The organism is Streptomyces sp. NPDC002446 (assembly GCF_053595675.1).
Map to the genome: position 1 here is coordinate 133,013 of NZ_JBSFYC010000005.1, position 21,290 is coordinate 154,302.

Here is a 21,290-nt window from a genome sequence, read left to right on the forward strand (position 1 = left end):
GGGTGAGACAGATCCCTTCGTGCGCCGACGAGTTGCGTGCGCTCCCCGGCCTGGTGGTGGGAACCCGTGAACGGGCCCCGTGCAGGAGGCCGATCCAGGGTCCCTGTGAAGGGCGCGCACCCTGGGGAATGCGGTCCCGCCACCAGGCCGGGGGCGGCACATCTACAGAACACGGGGCTGCGGGTGGCAGACCATCTGGCGGACCCTGGCGAACCCTGGCGAATGGTCGCAGCGCACGTCACCGGCCGTTACTGTCAACTCAGTCGAGGAACCTGGGGGCTTGACGTGGACAGGCAGCCGAACACCCGTCTCGCGGACCTTTTCGGCCTGGCCGGCTGGTCCAAAGGCGAGCTGGCGAGACTCGTCAACCGGCAGGCGGCGGCCATGGGGCATCCGCAGCTGGCGACCGACACCTCGCGAGTACGGCGCTGGATCGACATGGGGGAGACCCCACGGGATCCGGTGCCCAAGGTACTGGCGTCCCTGTTCACCGAGCGCCTCGGCCGTGTCGTAACCATCGAGGACCTCGGGTTCGCAAGAACCGGTCGCGCGGGCAAGCGGCAGGCCATGGACGGTCTGCCGTGGGCTCCCGAACGGACCGCCGCGGTCCTCACGGAATTCACGGGAATGGACCTCATGCTCAACCGACGCGGCTTGGTGGGAGCGGGCGCGGCGCTCGCCGCGGGCTCCGCACTCACCGGCGCCATGCACGACTGGCTGCACACCGACCCGGCCCCCGCCGGCGCCCGACGCCACGACGACCCGTTCGCTTCCGACTCCTTCGACGAATTCGACCAGATCGGCCTCGACCGCTATGAGGCGGCCCCCGTGGGGTCGCAGGAGATCGACGCGCTGGAGCGCTCGGTCGAAGTCTTCCGCGCCTGGGACGCGGCCCGCGGCGGCGGGCTGCAGCGCAAGGCCGTGGTGGGCCAGCTCAACGAGGTGGGCGGCATGCTCGCCTACCGCCACCCCGACCATCTCCAGCGCAGGCTGTGGGGGGTGGCCGCCAATCTGGCGGTGCTGGCCGGCTGGATGTCCCATGACGTCGGCCTGGAGCCCACCGCCCAGAAGTACTTCATCATCGCCGCCCATGCGGCACGCGAGGGCGGCGACCGGCCGCGCGCCGGGGAGGCGCTCTCCCGTGCCGCCCGCCAGATGGTCCATCTGGGCCGCCCCGACGACGCGCTGGATCTGATGAAGCTGGCCAAGTCCGGCTCCGGCGAGGAAACCCTGCCGCGCACCCGCGCGATGCTGCACACCATCGAGGCCTGGGCGCAGGCGTCCAAGGGCCACGGCCAGGCGATGCGGCGCACGCTGGGCGAGGCCGAGGAGCTCTTCGTCTCGGACAAGGGCGATGTGCCACCGCCGTGCTGGATGCAGATGTTCGACGAGGCGGATCTGCACGGTATGCAGGCGCTGGCCTTCCGCACCCTCGCCGATCACGACCCCTCGGCCGCCAAGATCGCCCAGCACCACGCCAAACAGGCCCTGGAGCTGCGGCTGAGCGGCCACCAGCGGTCGCAGATCTTCGACTACATCTCGATGGCGTCGGCCTGCTTCATCGGCGACGACCCCGAACAGGCCGACCGCTACGCCAGGCTCGCGCTGGTGTCCATCGGTGAGAACTCCTCCCACCGCACCTGGGACCGGCTCCGCGAAATGTTCCGGCTGACGGGGCAGTACGCGAACTACGCCAAGATCCAGGACCTGCGCGAGGAGATCCAGCATGTCCTGCCGAAGGCGAAGCCCAAGGCCAAGGGTTCGGGCCTGGGGCCGGGTCTCGGCTCAGGATTTGGACCGGGGCTGGGTCAGAGCTTCTCGGTCTGAAGCTGCTCGGTCCCGCAGTTCTCCGAGTGCCACGCGAGATGACAGAAACGGCAGAGGTGACGGAGCGTCACGCGCGGCTGCGTGTGACGAGGCGTCCTGTGGAGCAGGCCTGCCGTTTCATGTGCTGATCGACGCACCCCTGTCCGACGTCTCGGGGCGGCCGGCTTTGGATCCGCCGGACCGCCCGTCAGCTGCCGCGATGTGTGTCAGCCGCCGACCCTGGCGACGAGCACACATGCGTCGTCCTCACGCTCGGCGGTGCCGAACTCCTCGACGACGACGCGGACGCTGTCCTGCGCACTACGGGCCGCGGCGAACCGCGGTCCCAGGGCGAGGAGCCGCTCGGCACCCTCATGGGCGGCCGCCACGTCATACGTACGGCGCGGTACGAGGCCGTCGGTGTGCAGGACGAGCAGGTCGCCGGGCTCCAGCTGCTCGGTGTGCTGGGTGTAGACCGCGCCCGACGTCGCACCGAGCAGCACGCCCTCGGGCGGGTCCAGCGCGCGCCCCGTGCCGCCGCGGAAGAGCAGCGGTGCGGGGTGCCCGGCCTGGGCCCACTCCAGCGTGCGCGTCTCCGGGTCGAACCGGCCGCACACCGCGCTGCCGAGCGCGGGCTGGGCGGCGGTGTCCAGCAGCTGGTTGAGGAAGCCCATCAGCGGCCCCGGCCGCTGTCCCGCCACCGCCATACCGCGCAGCGCGCCCAGCACCATCGCCATGCCGGAGGTGGCCGTGACGCCATGACCGGTGAGATCGCCGACGCTCAACAGCGTGGTCCCGTCGGGGAGTTGCAGCGCGTCGTACCAGTCGCCGCCGATCAGGGCGCTGGTGCCGGACGGCAGATAGCGTCCGGCGAGATCGAGGGCGACCGGGCCGCCCTGCGGGAACCGCAGCGAGCCGCGCCACGGCGGTAGCACGGCCTCCTGCAGCTCGACCGCGAGCCGGTGCTCGGTCTGCGCGATCTGCCGCTCGCGGTGCAGCGAGTCACGGGTCTCGCGTACCGCCTGCTGGCTGCGGCGCAGCTCGCTGACGTCCCGCAGCACGGCCCACATGCATGCGGTGCTGCCATCGGCGTCGAGCACCGGCTCGCCCGCCATGTGCACCGTGCGCAGGGTCGCGTCCGGCCGCACGATGCGGAACTCGCCGTCGATCGGCCGGCCGTCGACGAGGCAGTCGGTGACCATCGTGGCCAGCCTCTCCTGGTCCTCCGGGTACACCAGGGACGGCAGCTCGTCGAGGGTCAGCGGCCCCTCGGAAGGGGACCGGCCGAACATGGCGAACAGCTCGTCGGACCAGCTGACCTCGTCGGTGAGCAGATTCCACTCGGCGCTGCCCACGCGGCGCAGCAGCGCGCCGCGCTCATGCGGCTCGGGCTCCGGCGGGGCCGCCGGCAGCGCTTCCCGCGCCGCGAGGTCTTCCTCACTCTCCGTGGGCAGGCCCTCTCTCAGCTGGTCGAGATGACCGCCCAGATCGTCGAGGTGGTGCACGGCGAGGTCGCACAGCGCCCGCTGCCAGCGCAGCTGCGGGTCGGCGGCGAGGTCGGTGTCCACCGAGGACTCCCGGCGCACCGCGTCGAGGCCGCCGCGCAGGCGGCGCGCCTGCGTGATGAGTGCCTCGACCGTGTCGCGCTCGGGGGGCCGGTCGGCTGGGTGGTCCGCGAAGAGAGGGGACGGCATGACGTACTCCGTGATCAGGCGGCGCCGGGCTGAAGGGCCGGTAACGACTGTTGCACAGGCGGCGACCGTCCGTAAGGGATTTGGCACTACCCGATACGGTGGTGCATCTGTCATATGCCACGGGCCTCCCTGGGTAGCCCCGGGGCGAATCGGCGGAATGACAGCTTCCAGGCTAGGCTTCGGCCGCCGTACCGCAGGCATTCCCGCCGATTCCACGGGGTCGACGAGCAATGCCGTGCATATGGTCCGCGGTCACCGGCAAGAATGCCGGTCAGCGGAAATCCCGTTGCCAGCCTGTCCCCCGCACCGGATGCTGACCTCATGTTCGATCCAGACATAGCGCCCAGTGGCACCCTGCTCGGCCTCCTGCAGCGAGGCCGCGGCGACGGGACCCTGCATGCCCTCGCGGCGCCGCGGGCCGAGGCGCTTGCGGCACTCAACGACAGCGTGCTGCGCGACCCGCGGCGCGACTGGCAGGTCGAGAACCGCTCGCTCTACTACGCGCGCCTCTACATGCAGCTCGACGGCGGGCTCGAGGCGATCGAACGCCACCTCTTCCACCCCGACGACCTCGTCGACACGGGGGAGGAGCGCACCGGCCTCGCCCTCGCCGTCCTCGGCCACCTCGCCGCGTACGGCAGGGACGCCGCCCGGCTGCTGCTGCGCAGCTACGCCGCGGCCGGCAGCAACTGGCGCTGGGCCCTGGACGAGCTCGCGCTGCGTGACGACGACGCCGGGCTGATGACCCTCGCCCCCGCCGTGCTCGCGCGCTTCCCCGAGACCGAGCAGGGGAACACCGAGCTGGCCGCGGCAGTCCGTGACGCCTTCGAGCCCCGGCCGTGGCGGCTGTGGGCCGAGGACCCCCGTTACGGCGCCCGCCTGGCCGCCGCCGGGGAACAGGGCTCCTTCGACCGCTGGCAGCGGCAGCTGCGGCCGCGCGGGCCGCGTCCCGGCTGGAGCGTGGCCGAGGTTCTCCAGTGGGCCCAGCAGGACCTGGACCTGGAGTCCGCGGAGTACCGGCACGTCGCGGCCGCCCGATGCCTGGCCGCGGTCGTCGGGCCCGAGGACCGGCCCGAGCTGCTGCGCGCCGCGCGCAGCGGACCGGACGTGGCGCGCGCCGCCGTGCTCCACCACCTCGCCGAACGCGGCGATCCCGACGTCCTCGACCTCATCGAGGACGCGGTCGCCTGCGCCTTCTCCTCCGAGCAGCTGGTCTCGGCCGCGCTCGCCTCCTTCGAGCGGATGCGCAGTATCGCCGCCGTCGAGCGGGCCCGCCTCTGGGCGCCGCGCGCGGACCGGTTGGGCGCGTCCGCCGCCGCGATGCTCGCCCGCCGCGGCGCCCAGCGCGACGCCGAGCTGGTGCTGGCCGCGCTGCGCAGGACCGTACGGGAGGAGGGCCCGGACGCCGGCGGCCTGTGGGAGCTGGTCGACGGCACCGGCCGCCTCGGCGTCGTCTGCGCCGCCCCCGTCCTGCGGCACATCTACCGCGAGACCTCCTCCTCCCATCTCCGCGGCCGGGCCGCCGCCGCGCTGGCCGCCACCGACCCGGGGTTCGCCGCCGGCTTCGCCGTCGAGTGCCTGTGGGACTGCGAGGAGACCACGCGGGAGCTGGCCGCCCGGCACGCCGCCACGGGTGACGACCGGGTCGTCGAACAGCTCCGCCGCCTCGCCGCCGACCCGGCCGAGGAGGCCGAGGTCCAGACGGCCGTACGCAGCAGATTCGGGCCGGACGCCTCGCCGGTGTGAGTCCGGGCGGGACGGCGGATTCCGGGGCCGGGCCGTCCCGGACCGCGGATCCCCGCAGGGGAACGCTCATGGGACGTTCTCCGGCTGGAAAGATCCACGTGGCTCCCTCCACGCACGGCACGCCGACAACAGCGGTATGCGTGTCGTCATCGTCACCGAATCCTTCCCGCCCGACGTCAACGGCGTCGCTCACTGCGCGCTGGAAACCGCCCGGCACCTCGTACGGCGCGGGCACGAGCCGCTCGTCATCGCACCGCTCGGTGGCGGCGCGCCCGGCGCCGTGACGTACGAGAGCCCCTGTCCCGTCGTACGGGTGCCCTCGATGCCGCTGCCCGGATACCCGCAGGTACGCATCGCGCTCCCCGGGCGCCGGCTGTCCGCGGCGCTCGACGGGCACCGGCCCGATCTGGTGCACCTCGCCAGCCCCTTCGTCCTCGGAGCCCGTGCGATGGCGGCCGCCACCCGGCGGCGGGTGCCCGCGATCGCCGTCTACCAGACCGATCTGGGCCGCTACGCCCGTACCTACCTCGGCGGCGGCGCGGCCACCGCCTGGCGCCGTATCCGGGCCGTGCACGCGGCCGCCGACCGCACCCTGGCGCCCTCCAGCTCGGCGCTGCTGGACCTGACCGAGCACGGCGTGCCGCGGGTCCACCTGTGGCCGCGGGGCGTCGACTCCCGGCGGTTCCATCCGGGGCGCCGCGACGCGGTGCTGCGCAGTTCGCTGGCCGCGGGGCGGGAGCTGCTGGTGGGGTACGTGGGGCGGCTCGCGCCGGAGAAGGACGTCCGGCTGCTCGCCGAGACCTCGCGGCTGCCGGGCGTCCGCACCGTCGTCATCGGCGAGGGCCCCAGCGCGGCCGGGCTGCGCACCGCACTGCCGGAGGTCCGCTTCCTGGGCCGTCGCACCGGTGACGAACTGGCCCGCCTCTACGCCTCGTTGGACGTGTTCGTGCACACCGGACCGTATGAGACCTTCTGCCAGACCGTGCAGGAGGCGATGGCCTCCGGTGTGCCGGTGGTCGCGCCGCGGGCGGGCGGGCCGCTCGACCTGGTCGACCACGGCCGTACCGGGCTGCTGGTGGCACCGGGCGACGGCGGTGCGTTCCGGGACGCGGTGCGCTTCCTCGGGGGCAGCGCCGAGCTGCGCCTGCGGTACGGCCGCGCGGCCCGCGATGCGGTCGCGGACCGCACCTGGGAGGCGGTGGGCGACCAGCTGCTGGGACATTACGAGGCGGTGCTCGCCGGCCGGACGGCGGTGGCGGCATGAACCACCGGAACGGCAGCGGTACCGGCACCGGGCTGCGGATCGTACGGATCGCCAACTTCGTCACCCCGGCCTCCGGCGGTCTGCGCACCGCGCTGCGCGCACTCGGCGAGGGCTACCGGGCCGCCGGCCACGAGCCCGTGCTCATCGTGCCCGGACCGCCGAGCACGGACGGCGCCGGCGGGGCGGGCGGGATACGTGACGAACTCACCGGGCAGGGGCGGGTGATCACCCTGCCGGGGCCGGTGCTGCCCGGCAGCGGCGGCTACCGCATGCTGACCGACCGCCCCCGGCTGCAGCGGCTGCTGGCGGCGCTGGCCCCCGACCGGCTGGAGGTCTCCGACCGTACGACGCTGCGCTGGACGGGCGAGTGGGCGCGCCGGGCCCGGGTGCCCGCGGTGATGGTCTCGCACGAGAGCGTGGACGGGGTGCTGCGGACCTGGGGCGTGCCGCGGCCGTTCGCGCGGGCCGCCGCGGACCGGCTCAACCGCCGTACGGCGCATGCCTACAGCCGCGTCGTGTGCACCACCGACTGGGCGGCGGCGGAGTTCACCCGGGCCGGGGCGCGCAATGTGGTGCGTGCGCCGCTCGGTGTCGATCTCGCCGCCTGGCACCCGGACTGCCGCAGCGCCGAGCTGCGCCGCCGCTGCGCGGGCCGGGCGGAGCACCTGCTGGTGATGTGCTCGCGGCTGTCGCAGGAGAAGCGGCCGGGGCGGGCCCTGGACGCGCTGGCGGAGCTGCGCCGGCGCGGGGTCGACGCGGCGCTGGTGGTGGTCGGCGACGGGCCGCTGCGGGCGCGTCTGGAGGCGCGGGCGCGGGCCGAGCGGCTGCCCGTGGCGTTCCTGGGGCATCTTGCCGACCGTTCCCGGCTTGCCGCGCTCCAGGCCAGCGCCGATCTCACTTTGGCGCCCGGCCCGGCCGAGACCTTCGGGCTGGCCGCCCTGGAGGCGCTCGCCTGCGGTACTCCCGTCGTCGCCAGTGCGGCCTCGGCGCTGGCCGGGCTCGTGGCCGGCGGTGGTGATACGGCACTCGACGACGGGTCCTCCTTCGCCGATGCGGTCCAGCGGGTGCTGGCCCGGCCCGAGGCCGCCCGGCGCGCGGCGGCCCGCCGCCGGGCCGAGGGCTACGGCTGGCAGCCCGCCGTCGACGCCTTCCTGGCGGCGCATGACGCGCCCTCGGTGCTCGGCCGGCCGGCCGCTGCACCGGTATCGCCATACCCGGCGGGGCCGCGGGGCGGTCGGTGACCATGGCGTCCGAAGAGATACCGATGTCCGGTGCGGTGACGGCTCCTGGTGCGGTGGCGGCTCCCGGTGCGGTGGCGGCTCCTGGCCGGGCAGCGGCATCCGGCGGGGTATCGGCCTCCGGTGGGGGAGTGCCGTCCTGTGGGGCAGCGGCATCCGGCGGGGGTGTGCCGTCCGGCGGGGCATCGGTCTCCGGTGAGGGTGTGCCGCCCGGCGGGGCAGCGCCGTCCGGTGAGAGAGCGCCATCCGGTGAGGGAGCGCCGTTCGCCCGTGCGGAGGCCGGCGGTTCCGCCGCGGGGGCGCAGCAGCACTTCGTCGCGCTCGGTGACTCGCTGACGGAGGGGCTGGGTGACCCCGTGCGGGGCGGTGGCTGGCGCGGCTGGGCCGCACTGCTCGCCGGGTCGCTGGGCGAGCGGCCGGGGAGCGTACGGCTGGTGAACCTGGCCTTCAGCGGGGCGCTGGCGGCGGATGTGGCCGAGCGGCAGCTGCCCGCCGCGCGGGAGCTGAAGCCGCGGTTCGTCTCGCTGGTCGTCGGCGCGAACGACACTCTGCGGGCCGCCTTCACCATTGAGCGGGTCGCGGCCGCGCTGGACCTGGCGCACGGCACGCTGAGCGCCGACGGGGCGGTGGTCCTGACGGCGTGTCTGCCCGATCCGGGGCGGATGCTGGGGCTGCCCGCGCCGCTGGCCCGTCCGCTGGGGCGCCGGATGCGCGCCGTCAACACCGTCGTCCATGCCGTGTCCGCCCGGCACGGAGGCGTGCATCTGCACCTCGCCGACCACCCCTGGGTCGGCGAGCGCGCCTCCTGGAGCGTCGACCGGCTGCACCCCAGCGAGCGCGGCCACCGGCTGCTGGCCCGCGGCTTCCATACGGCGCTCGCCGATGCGGGCCTGCCCGTCGGACCGCCGCCCGCGCTCACCCTGGACGGCCGGCCGCCGACCCGTACCGGATCCGCCCTCTGGATGGCCACCAAGGGGGTGCGCTGGGTCGTCGACCGCTGCACCGATCTGCTGCCCGGCCTGCTCGCCCTGGCGCTCCAGGAATGCCGCCACGGACTGGCCGGATCCGGACGGCTGCTGGACGCCGCGGCCGAGCACGCCACCCGCGGCGCCCTCGGCGCGCTGGGGGCCGACTCCCCGCCGAAAGGCACCGACACCATGGAGGGCGCTGCGACAATGGCGGGATGACGACCGGACGCTGGGAGTTCTGGATCGACCGCGGTGGCACCTTCACGGATGTCGTCGGCAGGCGGCCGGACGGGCGGCTGGTCACCGGGAAGCTGCTCTCGCACCACCCCGAGCGCTACCGGGACGCCGCGGTGGCCGGGATCCGGATGATGCTGGGACTCGGCCCGGACGAACCGGTGCCCGCCGAGCGGGTCTCCGTCGTCAAGATGGGCACCACCGTCGCCACCAACGCCCTCCTGGAGCGCAAGGGCGAGCCGACGGTGCTGCTGACCACCGAGGGCTTTAGGGACGCGCTGCGGATCGCCTACCAGAACCGGCCGCGGATCTTCGACCGGCGGATCGTGCTGCCCGAGGCGCTCTACGACCGGGTGATCGAGGTGCCGGAGCGGATCGGCGCCCGCGGTGAGCTCGTCCGCCCGCTGGACACCGACGCGGTCCGTGCCGCGCTGGTCCGGGCCCGCGCCGACGGGCTGCGCAGCGCCGCCGTCGTCCTGCTGCACGGCTACCGGCACGCCGACCACGAGAAGGCCGTCGCCGAGCTGGCCAGGGAGGCCGGCTTCGCCCAGGTCAGCTGCTCGCACGAGGTCAGCCCGCTGATGAAGCTCGTGCCGCGCGGCGACACCACCGTCGTCGACGCCTACCTCTCCCCGATCCTGGGCCGCTACGTCGACGAGGTCGCCGCCCAACTCCCCGGCATCCGGCTGATGTTCATGCAGTCCAACGGCGGGCTGCGGCAGGCGGAGCACTTCCGCGGCAAGGACGCGGTGCTGTCCGGGCCGGCGGGCGGCGTGGTCGGCATGGTCCGTACGGCCGCCGAGGCCGGCGACGGCCACGACCGGGTGATCGGCTTCGACATGGGCGGCACCTCCACCGATGTGTCGCACTACGCCGGTGAGTTCGAGCGGGTCTTCGGCAACGAGGTCGCGGGCGTACGGATGCGCGCCCCCATGATGAACATCCACACCGTCGCGGCCGGCGGCGGCTCCGTACTCCACTTCGACGGGCGCCGCTACCGTGTCGGCCCCGACTCGGCCGGCGCGGACCCGGGGCCGGCCTGCTACCGGCGCGGCGGCCCGCTCACCGTCACCGACGCCAATGTGATGCTCGGCCGCATCCAGCCCGCCCACTTCCCGGCGGTGTTCGGGCCCGACGGCGACGAGCCGCTGGACGCCGAAGTGGTCCGCACCCGCTTCGCCGAGCTGGCCGCGCGGGCCGCCGCCGAGGCCGGGGACGACCGCGGCCCCGAGGAGGTCGCGGCCGGCTTCCTGGACATCGCCGTGCTCAACATGGCCAACGCCGTCAAGAAGATCTCCGTCCAGCGCGGCCATGACATCACCCGCTACGCCCTCACCAGCTTCGGCGGCGCCGGAGGGCAGCACGCCTGCGCGGTCGCCGACGCGCTGGGCATCGACACCGTCCTCGTCCCGCCGCTGGCCGGGGTGCTCTCCGCCTACGGCATCGGGGTCGCCGACGCCACCGCGATGCGGGAACAGGCCGTCGAGGCGGAGTTCACCGACGCCGCGGCCCTCGACCGGGTGGCGGAGGTCTGCGCGGCGCTGGCCGGGCAGACCCGGCGCGAGCTCCTCGACGACGGGGTGCCGCAGGAGTCGGTCACCACCCGCGCCAGGGTGCTCGTCCGCTACGCCGGAACCGACTCCACCATCGGCGTCCCGCTCGCCGATCCCGACACCATGGCCGCCGCGTTCGTCCGCGCGCACCGCGAGCGCTACGCCTTCACCATGGACAAGCCGCTGGTGGCCGAGGCGGTATCGGTCGAGGCGCTGGGGGAGGCCGGCGGCGCCCGGGGCTACGAGGCGCCGTCCGGCGGCCGGGAAGGGGAGCTGACGCCCGCCGCGGCGGTCCGGATGTACACGGGCGGGCGCTGGCGGGACACCGGACTGTACCGGCGCACCGATCTGCGCCCCGGCGACACCCTCACCGGCCCGGCGATCATCGCCGAGGAGGACGCGACCACGGTCCTCGACCCCGACTGGCAGGCGGCCATGGGCGACCGCGGCCACCTCCTGCTGACCCGGAACCGGCCGCGTACCGACCGGGTCGCGGTCGGCACCGAAGCCGACCCGGTGATGCTGGAGGTCTTCAACAGCCTCTTCATGGCCATCGCCGAGCAGATGGGCGTCCGCCTGGAGAACACCGCACACTCCGTCAACATCAAGGAGCGCCTCGACTTCTCCTGTGCGCTCTTCGACGCCGACGGCAATCTGATCGCCAACGCTCCGCACATTCCCGTGCACCTGGGCTCGATGGGGGAGTCCATCAAGGAGGTGCTCAGGCGGCGGGGCGGCGAGATGCGGCCGGGCGATGTCTATGCGATCAACGATCCTTACCACGGCGGTACCCACCTCCCCGATGTCACGGTCGTCACCCCCGTCTTCGCCGCGGCTTCCGACACCGTGTCGGATGCCCCTGCTGATTCCGTAACGCACAGTGACGAGCTGTTGTTCCTCGTCGCCTCGCGCGGCCACCACGCCGAGATCGGCGGCATCACCCCCGGCTCGATGCCCGCCTTCAGCAGCACGATCCAGGAGGAGGGCATCCTCTTCGACAACTGGCTGCTGGTCCGCGATGGCGGGCTGCGCGAACGCGAGACCCGCGAACTGCTCACCTCGGGCCCGTACCCCTCGCGCGCCCCGGACGCCAACCTCGCCGATCTGCGCGCCCAGATCGCCGCCAACGAGAAGGGCATCCTTGAACTCCACCGGATGACCGAGCAGTTCGGCCTGGACGTCGTACGCGCCTACATGGGCCACGTCCAGGACAACGCCGAGGAGTCGGTGCGGCGGATCATCGCGGGGCTGTCGGACGGGAGTTACCGCTACGAGACCGACAGCGGGGCGCAGATCCACGTCGCGCTGACCGTCGACCGCGCCGCCCGCAGCGCCGTACTCGACTTCGCCGGCACCTCACCCCAGCAGCCCGGCAACGCCAACGCGCCCACCTCGGTGGTGATGGCGGCGGTGCTCTACGTCTTCCGCACCCTGGTCGCCGAGGACATCCCGCTCAACAGCGGCTGCCTCAAGCCCGTACAGGTCCGCATCCCGGAGGGCTCGATGCTCGCCCCCGTCTTCCCGGCGGCCACCGTCGCGGGCAACGTGGAGACCTCCCAGGCGGTCACCGGCGCGCTCTACGCCGCCCTCGGGGTCCAGGCCGAGGGCTCGGGCACGATGAACAACCTCACGTTCGGCAACGACCGGGTGCAGTACTACGAGACCGTCGCCAGCGGCTCGGGCGCCGGCGAGGGCTTCGACGGGGCGGACGCGGTGCAGACCCATATGACCAACTCCCGGCTGACCGACCCCGAGGTGCTGGAGTGGCGCTACCCCGTCCGCGTCGACGGCTTCGCCATCCGCGCCGGCAGCGGCGGCGGCGGCCGCTGGCAGGGCGGCAACGGCGCCGAGCGCCGGCTGCGCTTCCTGGAGCCGATGACCATCGCCCTGCTGACCAACCACCGCAGGATCGCACCGTACGGCATGGCCGGCGGCGCCCCGGGCGCGCTGGGCGTCAACGCCATCGAGCGGGCCGACGGTTCCCGCGAGCAGCTCCGGGGCTGCGACACGGCGGACGTCGGCGCCGGCGACGTGCTGGTGGTGCGGACGCCGGGCGGCGGGGGGTACGGGCCGGCGGACGGCGGCTGACCGGCCCCGCGGCTAGCGCATGCGCAGGAAGCGCACCGGTGTCCCCGGTACGGCCTGCGCGGCCGCGGACAGGAAGCGTTCGGGGACGACGCCGACGACGGGGTAGCCGCCGGTGGTGGGGTGGTCGTGGAGGAACAGGACGGGCAGGCCGTTGGGCGGGACCTGGAGGGCGCCCAGCGGCATGCCCTCGCTGGGGAGTTCGCCCGAGCGGGCGCGTTCCAGGGGCGGGCCCTCGGTGCGCAGGCCGATGCGGTTGCTGGCCGGGGAGACCCGGAAGCGGCCGGTGGCCAGGGTACGCAGCCCGGCGTCGGTGAACCAGGCGTCGCGCGGGCCGGGCAGGAAGGGCAGCAGGAGTTCGGTCACCGGGCCGGGGTGCGGGACGGCGTCGGCGGGCGGGGGCGGGCCGTGCGGGTCGCCGAGGGGCAGGACCGCACCGTCGGAGAGCGGCTCGGGGCCCAGGCCGGAGAGCAGATCGGCGGCGCGGCTGCCGAGGACCTCCTCGGCGCCGACGCCGCCGGCGAAGGCGAGGTAGGAGCGCAGGCCGTGGGTGGCGGGCCCGGCGTCCAGGACCGCGCCCGCCGGGACGCGGACCGGCGCGCCCCAGGGGGCGGGGCGGCCGTCGACGGTCACCGGGCAGGGGGCCCCGGTGACGGTGACGGTGGTGGCCGTGCGGACCCGTATGGCGCAGCCCGTGAGTGTCGTCTCCAAGGTGGCGGCCGACTCGGGGTTGCCGACCAGGCGGTTGGCGAGGCGGTGCGCGGGTTCGTCGAGGGCGCCGGCGCGCGGCACCCCGAGGTGGGCGTGGCCGGGCCGCCCGAGGTCCTGGACGGTGGTGAGCGCACCGGCTCGGACGACCGAGAAGGCGCGGTCGGTCATCGTGCGCTCTCCGTGTTCTCCAGGGGGACGAAGCAGACGCGGGTGCCCGGGGTGAGCAGCGCCGCGGGCTCGCGGTGCGGGTCCCACAGCACGGCTTCGGCGGTGCCGATCAGCTGCCAGCCACCGGGGGAGGAGCGCGGGTAGACGCCGGTGTACGGGCCGGCGAGAGCGACCGAACCGACCGGGACCTTTGTCCGCGGGGTGTCCCGGCGCGGTACGTGCAGCGGCTCGGGCAGACCGGTCAGATAGCCGAAGCCGGGGGCGAAGCCGCAGAAGGCGACGTGGAATTCGGTGCCGGAGTGCAGACGGGCGACCCCCTCGGGGGTGGTGTCCCACAGGGCGGCGACCTCGGCGAGGTCGGGGCCGTCGTAGCGGACCGGGATCTCGACGGTGGGCCGGTCGCCGGCGGTGCGCGCCGGGACGTTCCAGGCGGCCAGCTCGGCGAGGAGGCCGCGCGGGTCGGCGAGGCCGTCGAGGAACACCGTACGGGCGGCCGGGACGATCTCCGTGACCTGCGGCAGCGTGCCGTCGTCAGCCCGGCGCAGCAGCTCGGCGTGCAGCGCCTCGACCTCCTCGGCGCTGTCCAGCTCGATCAGCAGCCCGTGTTCGCCGACCGGCAGCGGCCTCATACGAAGCTCCGTACGCGCACGCCGGCTGCGGTCAGCTCGGCCCGTACGCGCCGGGCGAGGCCGGCGGCCCCCGGGGTGTCGCCGTGCAGACACAGCGAGCGGGCGGTGATCTCGATGCGGCGGCCGTCGCGGGAGGTGACGGTGCGGTCGCGGGCCATGCCGACGGCGCGCTTGACGACCTCGTCGCCGTCGTGGACCACCGCACCCGGCTCGCGGCGCGGGACGAGGGTGCCCTCGGCGGTGTAGGCGCGGTCGGCGAACGCCTCGCCGACGACGGGGAGCCGGGCCCGCCGGGCGGCCTCGTGCAGCCGGGAGCCGGGCAGGCCGAGGACCGGAAGGCCGCCGCCCGCGGTGCGGACGCCCTCGATGACCGCGCCGGCCTGCTCCTCGTCGTGGACACAGCGGTTGTAGAGCGCGCCGTGCGGTTTGACGTAGGCGACGCGGGAACCGGCGGCGCGGGCGAAGACCTCCAGTGCGCCGATCTGATAGGCGATCTCGTCGGCCAGCTCGTCCGGTGGTACGTCCATCGCGCGGCGGCCGAAGCCCGCGAGGTCGCGGTAGGAGACCTGGGCGCCGATCACCACGCCGCGTCCGGCGGCCAGCTCGCACACCCGCCGCATCGTGGCCGGGTCGCCGGCGTGGAAGCCGCAGGCGACGTTGGCGCTGGTGACGACGGAGAGCAGGGCCTCGTCGTCGGTGAGCTGCCAGCGGCCGAAGCCCTCCCCGAGGTCGGCGTTGAGGTCGATGACGGGAGGGTCCACCGCGTGATTCATGTGTCCGTTCCAGTCTGTCCGTTCCGGGAGGTGCACGGTGCCCGGTGGGGCGGGCTGCGGGCGGATCGCGGCGGCCCGTCGTCCGCGGGGCGCAGGAGGGCCGTCCGGGCCGGCCGGCCCGTATCCGTAGTGACTCTCCCCCGAGGGCACTCGAGCCGACCGGCGTTGACGGACAACGTAGAGGATCGTTGAACGATCCGACAAGGGGTGTGCGGTGTCCGGCGAGGGGTCCGTTGTTTTGTCCCCTCAGGTGGGATTGACTTTCGCCCACATGACACCCGGACGGCGCCGACGGCCGCCCGGCACGGTGCGAGAGCGGGGAGCGGTATGGCCGGCGGAGCGGCGAAGAACGATCAGCGGCGGCTCGCCGAGGTCGCGGACCTGGCAGGGGACCGTGCCCTGCTCGGGCGCGCCAGCACGGCCGAGCGGGTCGCCGACATCCTGCGCGACCGGATCAGCGAGGGCTACTTCCCGCCCGGCGCCCGGCTCTCGGAGGAGAGCATCGGCGGCGCGCTGGGCGTCTCGCGCAACACGCTGCGCGAGGCGTTCCGGCTGCTGACGCACGAGCGGCTGCTGGTGCACGAGCTCAACCGCGGGGTGTTCGTACGGATCGTGACCGTCGAGGACCTGGACGACATCTACCGGGTGCGCATGCTCGTGGAGTGCGCGGCGGTACGCGGGCTGGGGGAGGGGCCCTACGACGCGCGGGTGCAAGGGGCGATCGAGGGGATCGAGGCCGCCGTGCGGGCCGGTGAGGCCGCCGTCGCGGAGCGGGCCTGGGACGACCTGTCGACCGCGAACATCCGCTTCCACCAGGCCGTCGTGGCGCTGGCCGGCAGCCCGCGCACGGACGAGCTGATGCGCGGAGTGCTGGCCGAACTCCGGCTGGTCTTCCACGTCATGGACGATCCGCAGCGCTTCTACGCGCCCTATCTGGTCCGCAACCGGCAGATCGCGGAGGCGCTGCTGGCGGGGCACGGCGCCGAGGCCGAGCGGCTGCTGCAGGCCTACCTGGAGGACTCACGCGGCCAGTTGTCCGGTGCGTACGCCCGGCGCATCGCCGAGGACTGAGCAGGATTGCGGGGATTACCCGCGCAGAACCCTTGTCGGATCGTTGAACAATCGCCTAGCCTCCGCTGCAATCTCTTCACCCCTCTCCATGGACCCGTGTGGTCCCGTACGCGGAAGGCGGATCCATGATCGTGCTCCTCGGCGTGCTCGTGGTCGTGATCGGCTTCGCCACGAAACGCAATCCCCTGCTGGTCGTGGGGGTGGCCGGCATCGCCACCGGCCTGCTGGGCGGGCTGTCCCCCGCAAAGGTGCTCGCCGCCTTCGGCGAGGGCTTCGCCGGCAGCCGGGCGGTGACGATCTTCGCGATCACCCTCCCGGTGATCGGCCTCCTGGAGCGCTACGGCCTCCAGGAGCAGGCCCGCAACGTCATCGCCCGGTTCGCCAAGCTCACCACCGGCCGCTTCCTCGCGCTCTATCTGGGCCTGCGGCAGATCGGCGCCGCGGTCGGGCTGACCAATGTCTTCGGGCCCGCCCAGACCGTCCGTCCGCTCGCCGTCCCGATGGCCGAGGGCGCCGCCGAGCGCAAGTACGGGCCACTGCCCGACCGGGCGCGCGAGAAGGTCCGGTCGTTCTCCGCCAGCGCGGACAACGTCGGCCTGTTCTTCGGGGAGGACGTCTTCCTCGCCGTCGGCTCGATCCTGCTGATCACCGGCTTCGTCAACACCACCTACGGCACCCACCTCGAACCGCTGCACCTCGCGCTGTGGGCGATCCCCACCGCCGTGTGCGCCTTCGTGGTCCACGGCTGGCGACTGCTGCGCCTGGACCGCCAGTTGGAGCGCGAGCTGCTCACCGCCGACGTCCGCACCCGTGCCGCAGTGGAGGCAGCCCAGTGATCAAGGCAGAGTGGTTCTACTGGCTGGTCGGACTCAGCTTCCTGGTGATGGCCGCCCAGATGGTCACCGACCGCAGCAACCCCAAGCGCCTGGGCACCGGCGCCTTCTGGGGCCTGATCGGCGCCGGCTTCGTCTACAGCAGCTGGGTCGTCACCAAGCAGGCGCCGGCCGAGCCGCTGGGCGCCGCCGTACTCGTCATGGCCTGCCTGGCCGGCTTCGGCTTCACCGGGCGGGGCACCCCGCGCACCACCACCCCCGAGCAGCGCACCGCCAGCGCCGCCAGGCTCGGCAACAAGCTGTTCGTCCCCGCGCTGACCATCCCGGTCGTCGCCATGGCCTGCGCCGTCGGCGTCAAGCACCTCTCTTTCGGGGGCGAACCGGTCCTCCAGAAGGGCAGCGAGACCATCCTCGGCCTCGGCATCGGGGCCGTCGTCGCCCTCGTCGTCGGCATGCTCATGCTGCGCGAGAAGCGGATATCGGTGCCCGTGCAGTCCGGCCGCTCCATGCTGGAGGCGATGGGCTGGGCCATGCTGCTGCCCCAGATGCTGGCCACACTGGGCGCCATCTTCCAGGTCTCCGGCGTCGGCGACCAGGTCGGCAAGCTCGCCACCTCCGTCCTGCCCAAGGACTCCCTCTACATCGCGGTCGTCGTCTACTGCGTGGGCATGTTCGCCTTCACCATCATCATGGGCAACGCCTTCGCCGCCTTCCCCGTGATGACCGCGGCCGTCGGCTGGCCCGTCCTGGTCGGGCACTTCGACGGCAACCCCGCCGCCGTCCTGGCCATCGGCATGCTCGCCGGGTTCTGCGGCACGCTGGTGACACCCATGGCCGCCAACTTCAACATCGTCCCGGCCGCCCTGCTGGAGCTGAAGGACCAGTACGGGCCCATCAAGGCGCAGCTGCCCACCGCGGGCGTGCTGCTCGGCTGCAACATCGTGATCATGGCCCTGTTCGCCTTCTGAACCGGCCGCCGCCACCCGCCCCGCCCGCCCGCCCAGCACTGCCGAGGATGTCCGAAATGACCCGGGTACTGCTCACCGGATTCGAGCCGTTCGACGGCGAGACCACCAACCCGTCCTGGCAGGCGGTGCGCGCCGCCGCGGCCGAACCGCCCGCCGGGATCGCGGTGTCCGCCGCCGAGCTGCCCTGTGTCTACGGGGCGTCGGTGGCGGTGCTGCGCGCCGCCATCGAGGAGACCCGCCCCGAGGTCGTCGTCTGCGTCGGCCAGGCGGGCGGCCGCCCCGACATCACCGTCGAACGCGTCGCCATCAACGTCGACGACGCCCGTATCCCCGATGCCTCCGGCGCCGAACCGGTCGACGAGGCGATCGTGCCCGGCGGCCCCGCCGCGTACTTCTCCACCCTGCCGGTCAAGGCGTGTGTGGCGGCCGTCCGCGCCGCCGGACTGCCCGCCTCCGTCTCCAACACGGCCGGCACCTTCGTCTGCAACCACGTCTTCTACGGCCTGGCCCACCTCATCGCCACCGATCTCCCCGGCCTGCGCGGCGGGTTCGTGCACGTCCCCTACGCCCCCGGGCAGGTCACCGACCGCGCCCAGCCCTCGCTGCCGGTCGACGCGGTCGCCCGCGCCCTGCGGGAGATCGCCGTCACCGCGGCGCACACCCGCACCGATCTCCGCGTCGCCGGCGGGGCCACCCACTGACCGGCGGCGCCCGCGGCGTGCGCGACGGCGGGCGGGACCTGGCGGCCGGCCGCCGCGGACCGCACCGTAGACTGGCGCGTCGGCGACGAGCGGTCCGCCGAGCGGCCGCAAGGCGGTCCGTCAACGGGTCCGCGGGCCGTTCCACCCATGAGCGGATCCGCGCCGTTTCGTCCGTTGTCAGTGCGACCGCCTACTCTGTGCGACGTGACTTTTCCCGCCCCGGGGCCCGCTGCGCCCCAGCTCAACGGGGTTAACCGCCCCGCGCCGGGCCCGGCCGCCGACGAAGGCCTGGCCCGCCGGCTGCGCGCCCTCGCGTGCACCGCGCCGCTGCACGACCTCGACGTGCGCAAGGCCAACCTCGCGGGCGAGTACGGCGTCTACGCCATGGCGGAGGTGGCGCTCGCCGTCATCGACCTCGTCACCCTCAACATGGACTTCGACACCGGCGCCGACCACGAGGAGATAGTGGCGAAGGTGCTCCCCCGGGTGGCCGCCCAGACCCCCGGCCGTCCCGCGGGCGAGCACGAGCGGGTGGCCCGCTGGGTGCTGGAGAACCTGATCAACGTCGGCAGCGTGGACCGCGGCTTCCGCGCCGTCTACGGCACGTTCACCACCGAGGGCGAGTACGTCCGGCGCGACTACGACTTCAAGCTCATCGAGGAGGTCCCCGGCGCCGGCGGCAGCGTCTACCTCCGGGCCACCGACGAGGCGGTCAACGTCCTGGTCGGCGCCCTCGACACCGACGTCACCAGCGCCCAGATCGCCGCCGAGGTCAAGCTGGAGGTGCTGATCAGCCGCGGGCGGCTGGCCGACGCCCAGCTCGCCGCCGAGCAGGCCCGCTACCGCACCGTCCAGTACGCCGAGACCCTGCGCCGAACGCTGGACGCCACCCGGCGCAACGTCCGCGCGGTCGACTGGCTGGAGGCCGTGCCCGACATGATCAGCGAGGCGCTCGACCACGTCGCGGACCGCTACCGCCACGAGAACGCCATCCTGACCAACATCCGCAAGGCCCGCGACGAGACCGAAGAGCCCGAACACAAGCGCCGCGCCGCCGAGCTCGTCGACATCGTCAAGGACTGCATCCGCCGGCACACCCAGCTCCAGTCCAGGCTGCTGGAGGCCGGCCCCCTCTTCCGCGCCGAGCAGGACCGGCAGGCGTTCGCCGCCCCCGCCGCCCGCTCCGGACTCGACCTGTACGGCCAGCTCGTCGCGCCGCTGCTGCCGCTCCCCGCCGAGCAGGCCCTCCGCGTCACCGACGCCTACTTCGCCCATGGCACGGGGCTGCGCACGCCCTCGGCGCTGCGCGTGGGGGACCTCGTCGAGGTGCTGCTCACCCCGCCCCAGGAGCGCGAACACCTCGGCGCCGAGATGCCCGAGCCCGACCTGGTGGCCACCCCCGACGACAGCCGCTTCAGCGAGGCCCAGCTCGACGCCGCGATGGCGCTGCTCGACCTGCCCGCCGACGCGCCCCGCAGGCTCTCCGGCCTGCTCGCCGACGCCCGCCGCAGCGATCCCGAACTCCCCTATCTCGTCGCCCTGCTGGCGGTCCACGCCGCCAGCCCGCCGGTCGGCACGGCCTACCGCCAGGGCGAACAGCAGCTGCTCTTCGCGGTCGACGACGGCACGGAGCTGACCGACCCCGAGTTCGGCGGCGCCGACCTCATCGTCGGCACGGCACTGCTCGACGCCGCCGGGATGGCCGCCGACCGCTCGGAGGTGGCGTGATGCCCGTACCGCCGACCCCCGGCGCACCGCGCGCCGCCGCCCGCCGCCGGACCGCGCCGTACGGCCACCCGCCCGCGCCGAGGCAGCAGATGTCCTCGCCCGTCCCCCGCAAGGAGCCTGTCCCGTGACCCAGTACGACGCCGACGAGGTGCCGCAGCCGGACCCGGCGTCCGGGGCCGGCGAGCCGGGCTGGGCCGCGCCGCCCACCACCGACGCCGAACCGGCCGCGGCGGGCGGCCCCGCGCAGGTCACCCCGGCCGACGCCGCGGACGCCGCGCGGCTGGTCTCCTTCGGCCTCCAGCCCAAGCTGCTGCCCGCCCGCGACGCCGAGTACGGCGAACTGCTGCGCCGCTATCGGGACGAGCCCGCCTTCGCCCGGCTCGCCGACGCCGTCGCCACCGGTCTCGGCCTGGTCGTCCTGGAGGTCTCCACCCGCGCCGGCATGGCCGTCACCGCCGCCGAGGACTCCGTCTTCGCCGTGCGGATGGGCGACTACGCCCGCCGCGCCTCCGCCGACTCCGCCGACCGGTTCCTGCACGGCCTGGCCCACCTCGCGGTCGCCGCGCTGGCCTTCCCGCGCCCCGAGGACCTCGCCGACGACGGCTACATCGGACGGATCACCGTCAACGGCGTCGACGCGTTCGTCCGGCAGGCGTGCCGCCGCCTGGAGGAGCGCGCCGAGCAGGACGGCGAGAACACCGACCCGGTCACCGACGCCCCCGGCCTGGAGTCCGCCTGGCGGATCTACGCCCGGCGCAGCGCGACCGGCGCCACCAAGGACGCCCGGCGGCTGGCCGGTTCGACCACCGGCATCATCGCCAAGGCCGTCACGTTCCTGGTCGACTCCGGCTTCCTCCAGCGCACCGGCGACGACGCCGGCGGCGCCTACCGCACCACCGCCCGCTACCAGCTCCAGGTGCGCGACATGGCCGGCAGCGCCGCCATGGCCGAACTGCTGGACCTGGGCATCGTCCCCGTCGCCGACGGCAGCGCCTCCCTGCTGCCGGGCGAGGACACCGACGACCTCGACCTGGTCTCCGACGCCGGACTGCCGTTCCACTCCGGCTGACCGCGCCGCCCGCCGACCGACCGCCGATCCTCCCGCCACGACAACGAAAGT

16 protein-coding genes are annotated in these 21,290 nt (G+C 74.0%); 12 read left to right on the plus strand and 4 right to left on the minus strand.

The annotated features are described in order from the left end of the window. The first annotated feature begins 285 nt into the window (after positions 1–285). Complete coding sequence (locus tag ACWD6P_RS05185) at positions 286–1,827, plus strand: DNA-binding protein NsdB (RefSeq protein ID WP_451442654.1); 1,542 nt, start codon at positions 286–288, stop codon at positions 1,825–1,827. 206 nt (positions 1,828–2,033) lie between these two features. On the opposite strand, the gene ACWD6P_RS05190 is transcribed toward ACWD6P_RS05185, so the two are convergent. Beyond that, positions 2,034–3,500, minus strand: a complete 1,467-nt coding sequence (locus ACWD6P_RS05190) for a PP2C family protein-serine/threonine phosphatase (RefSeq protein WP_451442655.1) — start codon at positions 3,498–3,500, stop codon at positions 2,034–2,036. Between the two features lie 321 nt (positions 3,501–3,821). On the opposite strand from ACWD6P_RS05190, the gene ACWD6P_RS05195 reads away from it, so the two are divergent. The 5 genes from ACWD6P_RS05195 (at position 3,822) to ACWD6P_RS05215 (ending at position 12,591) form a co-directional block, all read left to right on the plus strand. Next, a complete protein-coding gene (locus ACWD6P_RS05195; protein WP_451442656.1) occupies positions 3,822–5,246 on the plus strand; it encodes a HEAT repeat domain-containing protein in 1,425 nt (474 codons plus the stop codon). Between the two features lie 136 nt (positions 5,247–5,382). After that, entirely contained in the window at positions 5,383–6,510 is a 1,128-nt protein-coding gene (locus ACWD6P_RS05200; RefSeq protein ID WP_451442657.1) for a glycosyltransferase family 4 protein, read from the plus strand. Then, positions 6,507–7,751, plus strand: a complete 1,245-nt coding sequence (locus tag ACWD6P_RS05205) for a glycosyltransferase (protein ID WP_451442658.1) — start codon at positions 6,507–6,509, stop codon at positions 7,749–7,751. The genes ACWD6P_RS05200 and ACWD6P_RS05205 overlap by 4 nt, the downstream gene beginning before the upstream one ends. A 200-nt stretch (positions 7,752–7,951) precedes the next feature. Continuing rightward, entirely contained in the window at positions 7,952–8,935 is a 984-nt protein-coding gene (locus ACWD6P_RS05210) for an SGNH/GDSL hydrolase family protein (RefSeq protein ID WP_451442659.1), read from the plus strand. Beyond that, positions 8,932–12,591 carry a hydantoinase B/oxoprolinase family protein gene (locus ACWD6P_RS05215; RefSeq protein ID WP_451442660.1) on the plus strand — a complete coding sequence of 1,220 codons (3,660 nt, stop codon included), beginning with the start codon at positions 8,932–8,934 and terminating at the stop codon, positions 12,589–12,591. Before ACWD6P_RS05210 ends, ACWD6P_RS05215 begins: the two co-directional genes overlap by 4 nt. Before the next feature lie 12 nt (positions 12,592–12,603). Here the strand turns inward: ACWD6P_RS05215 and ACWD6P_RS05220 are convergent, their stop codons facing one another. From ACWD6P_RS05220 to ACWD6P_RS05230, 3 genes are read right to left on the minus strand one after another with little or no spacing between them, the layout of a single operon-like run. Continuing rightward, positions 12,604–13,467, minus strand: coding sequence for a 5-oxoprolinase subunit C family protein (locus ACWD6P_RS05220; RefSeq protein ID WP_451442661.1), 864 nt, complete (start codon positions 13,465–13,467; stop codon positions 12,604–12,606). Further along, positions 13,464–14,096, minus strand: coding sequence for a 5-oxoprolinase subunit PxpB (gene pxpB / locus ACWD6P_RS05225; RefSeq protein WP_451442662.1), 633 nt, complete (start codon positions 14,094–14,096; stop codon positions 13,464–13,466). Before pxpB ends, ACWD6P_RS05220 begins: the two co-directional genes overlap by 4 nt. After that, positions 14,093–14,869, minus strand: coding sequence for a LamB/YcsF family protein (locus tag ACWD6P_RS05230; RefSeq protein ID WP_451442663.1), 777 nt, complete (start codon positions 14,867–14,869; stop codon positions 14,093–14,095). The genes pxpB and ACWD6P_RS05230 overlap by 4 nt, the downstream gene beginning before the upstream one ends. Positions 14,870–15,196: 327 nt before the next feature. Between ACWD6P_RS05230 and ACWD6P_RS05235 the strand changes: the two genes are divergently transcribed. The 6 genes from ACWD6P_RS05235 (at position 15,197) to ACWD6P_RS05260 (ending at position 21,239) form a co-directional block, all read left to right on the plus strand. Continuing rightward, positions 15,197–15,940, plus strand: a complete 744-nt coding sequence (locus ACWD6P_RS05235) for a GntR family transcriptional regulator (RefSeq protein WP_451442664.1) — start codon at positions 15,197–15,199, stop codon at positions 15,938–15,940. Between the two features lie 125 nt (positions 15,941–16,065). Beyond that, the gene (locus ACWD6P_RS05240; protein ID WP_451442665.1) at positions 16,066–16,776 is read left to right on the plus strand and encodes a DUF969 domain-containing protein; all 711 of its coding nucleotides are present in this window, start codon (positions 16,066–16,068) and stop codon (positions 16,774–16,776) included. Then, the gene (locus ACWD6P_RS05245; RefSeq protein WP_451442666.1) at positions 16,773–17,741 is read left to right on the plus strand and encodes a DUF979 domain-containing protein; all 969 of its coding nucleotides are present in this window, start codon (positions 16,773–16,775) and stop codon (positions 17,739–17,741) included. Before ACWD6P_RS05240 ends, ACWD6P_RS05245 begins: the two co-directional genes overlap by 4 nt. 56 nt (positions 17,742–17,797) lie before the next feature. Then, positions 17,798–18,442: a pyroglutamyl-peptidase I gene (pcp, locus tag ACWD6P_RS05250; protein ID WP_451442667.1), complete on the plus strand. Its 645-nt coding sequence runs from the start codon at positions 17,798–17,800 to the stop codon at positions 18,440–18,442. Between the two features lie 204 nt (positions 18,443–18,646). Further along, complete coding sequence (locus ACWD6P_RS05255) at positions 18,647–20,170, plus strand: hypothetical protein (protein WP_451442668.1); 1,524 nt, start codon at positions 18,647–18,649, stop codon at positions 20,168–20,170. A gap of 124 nt (positions 20,171–20,294) precedes the next feature. Further along, on the plus strand, positions 20,295–21,239 hold the full coding sequence (locus ACWD6P_RS05260) for a hypothetical protein (RefSeq protein ID WP_451442669.1): 945 nt from the start codon (positions 20,295–20,297) through the stop codon (positions 21,237–21,239). The last annotated feature ends 51 nt before the right edge of the window (positions 21,240–21,290 follow it).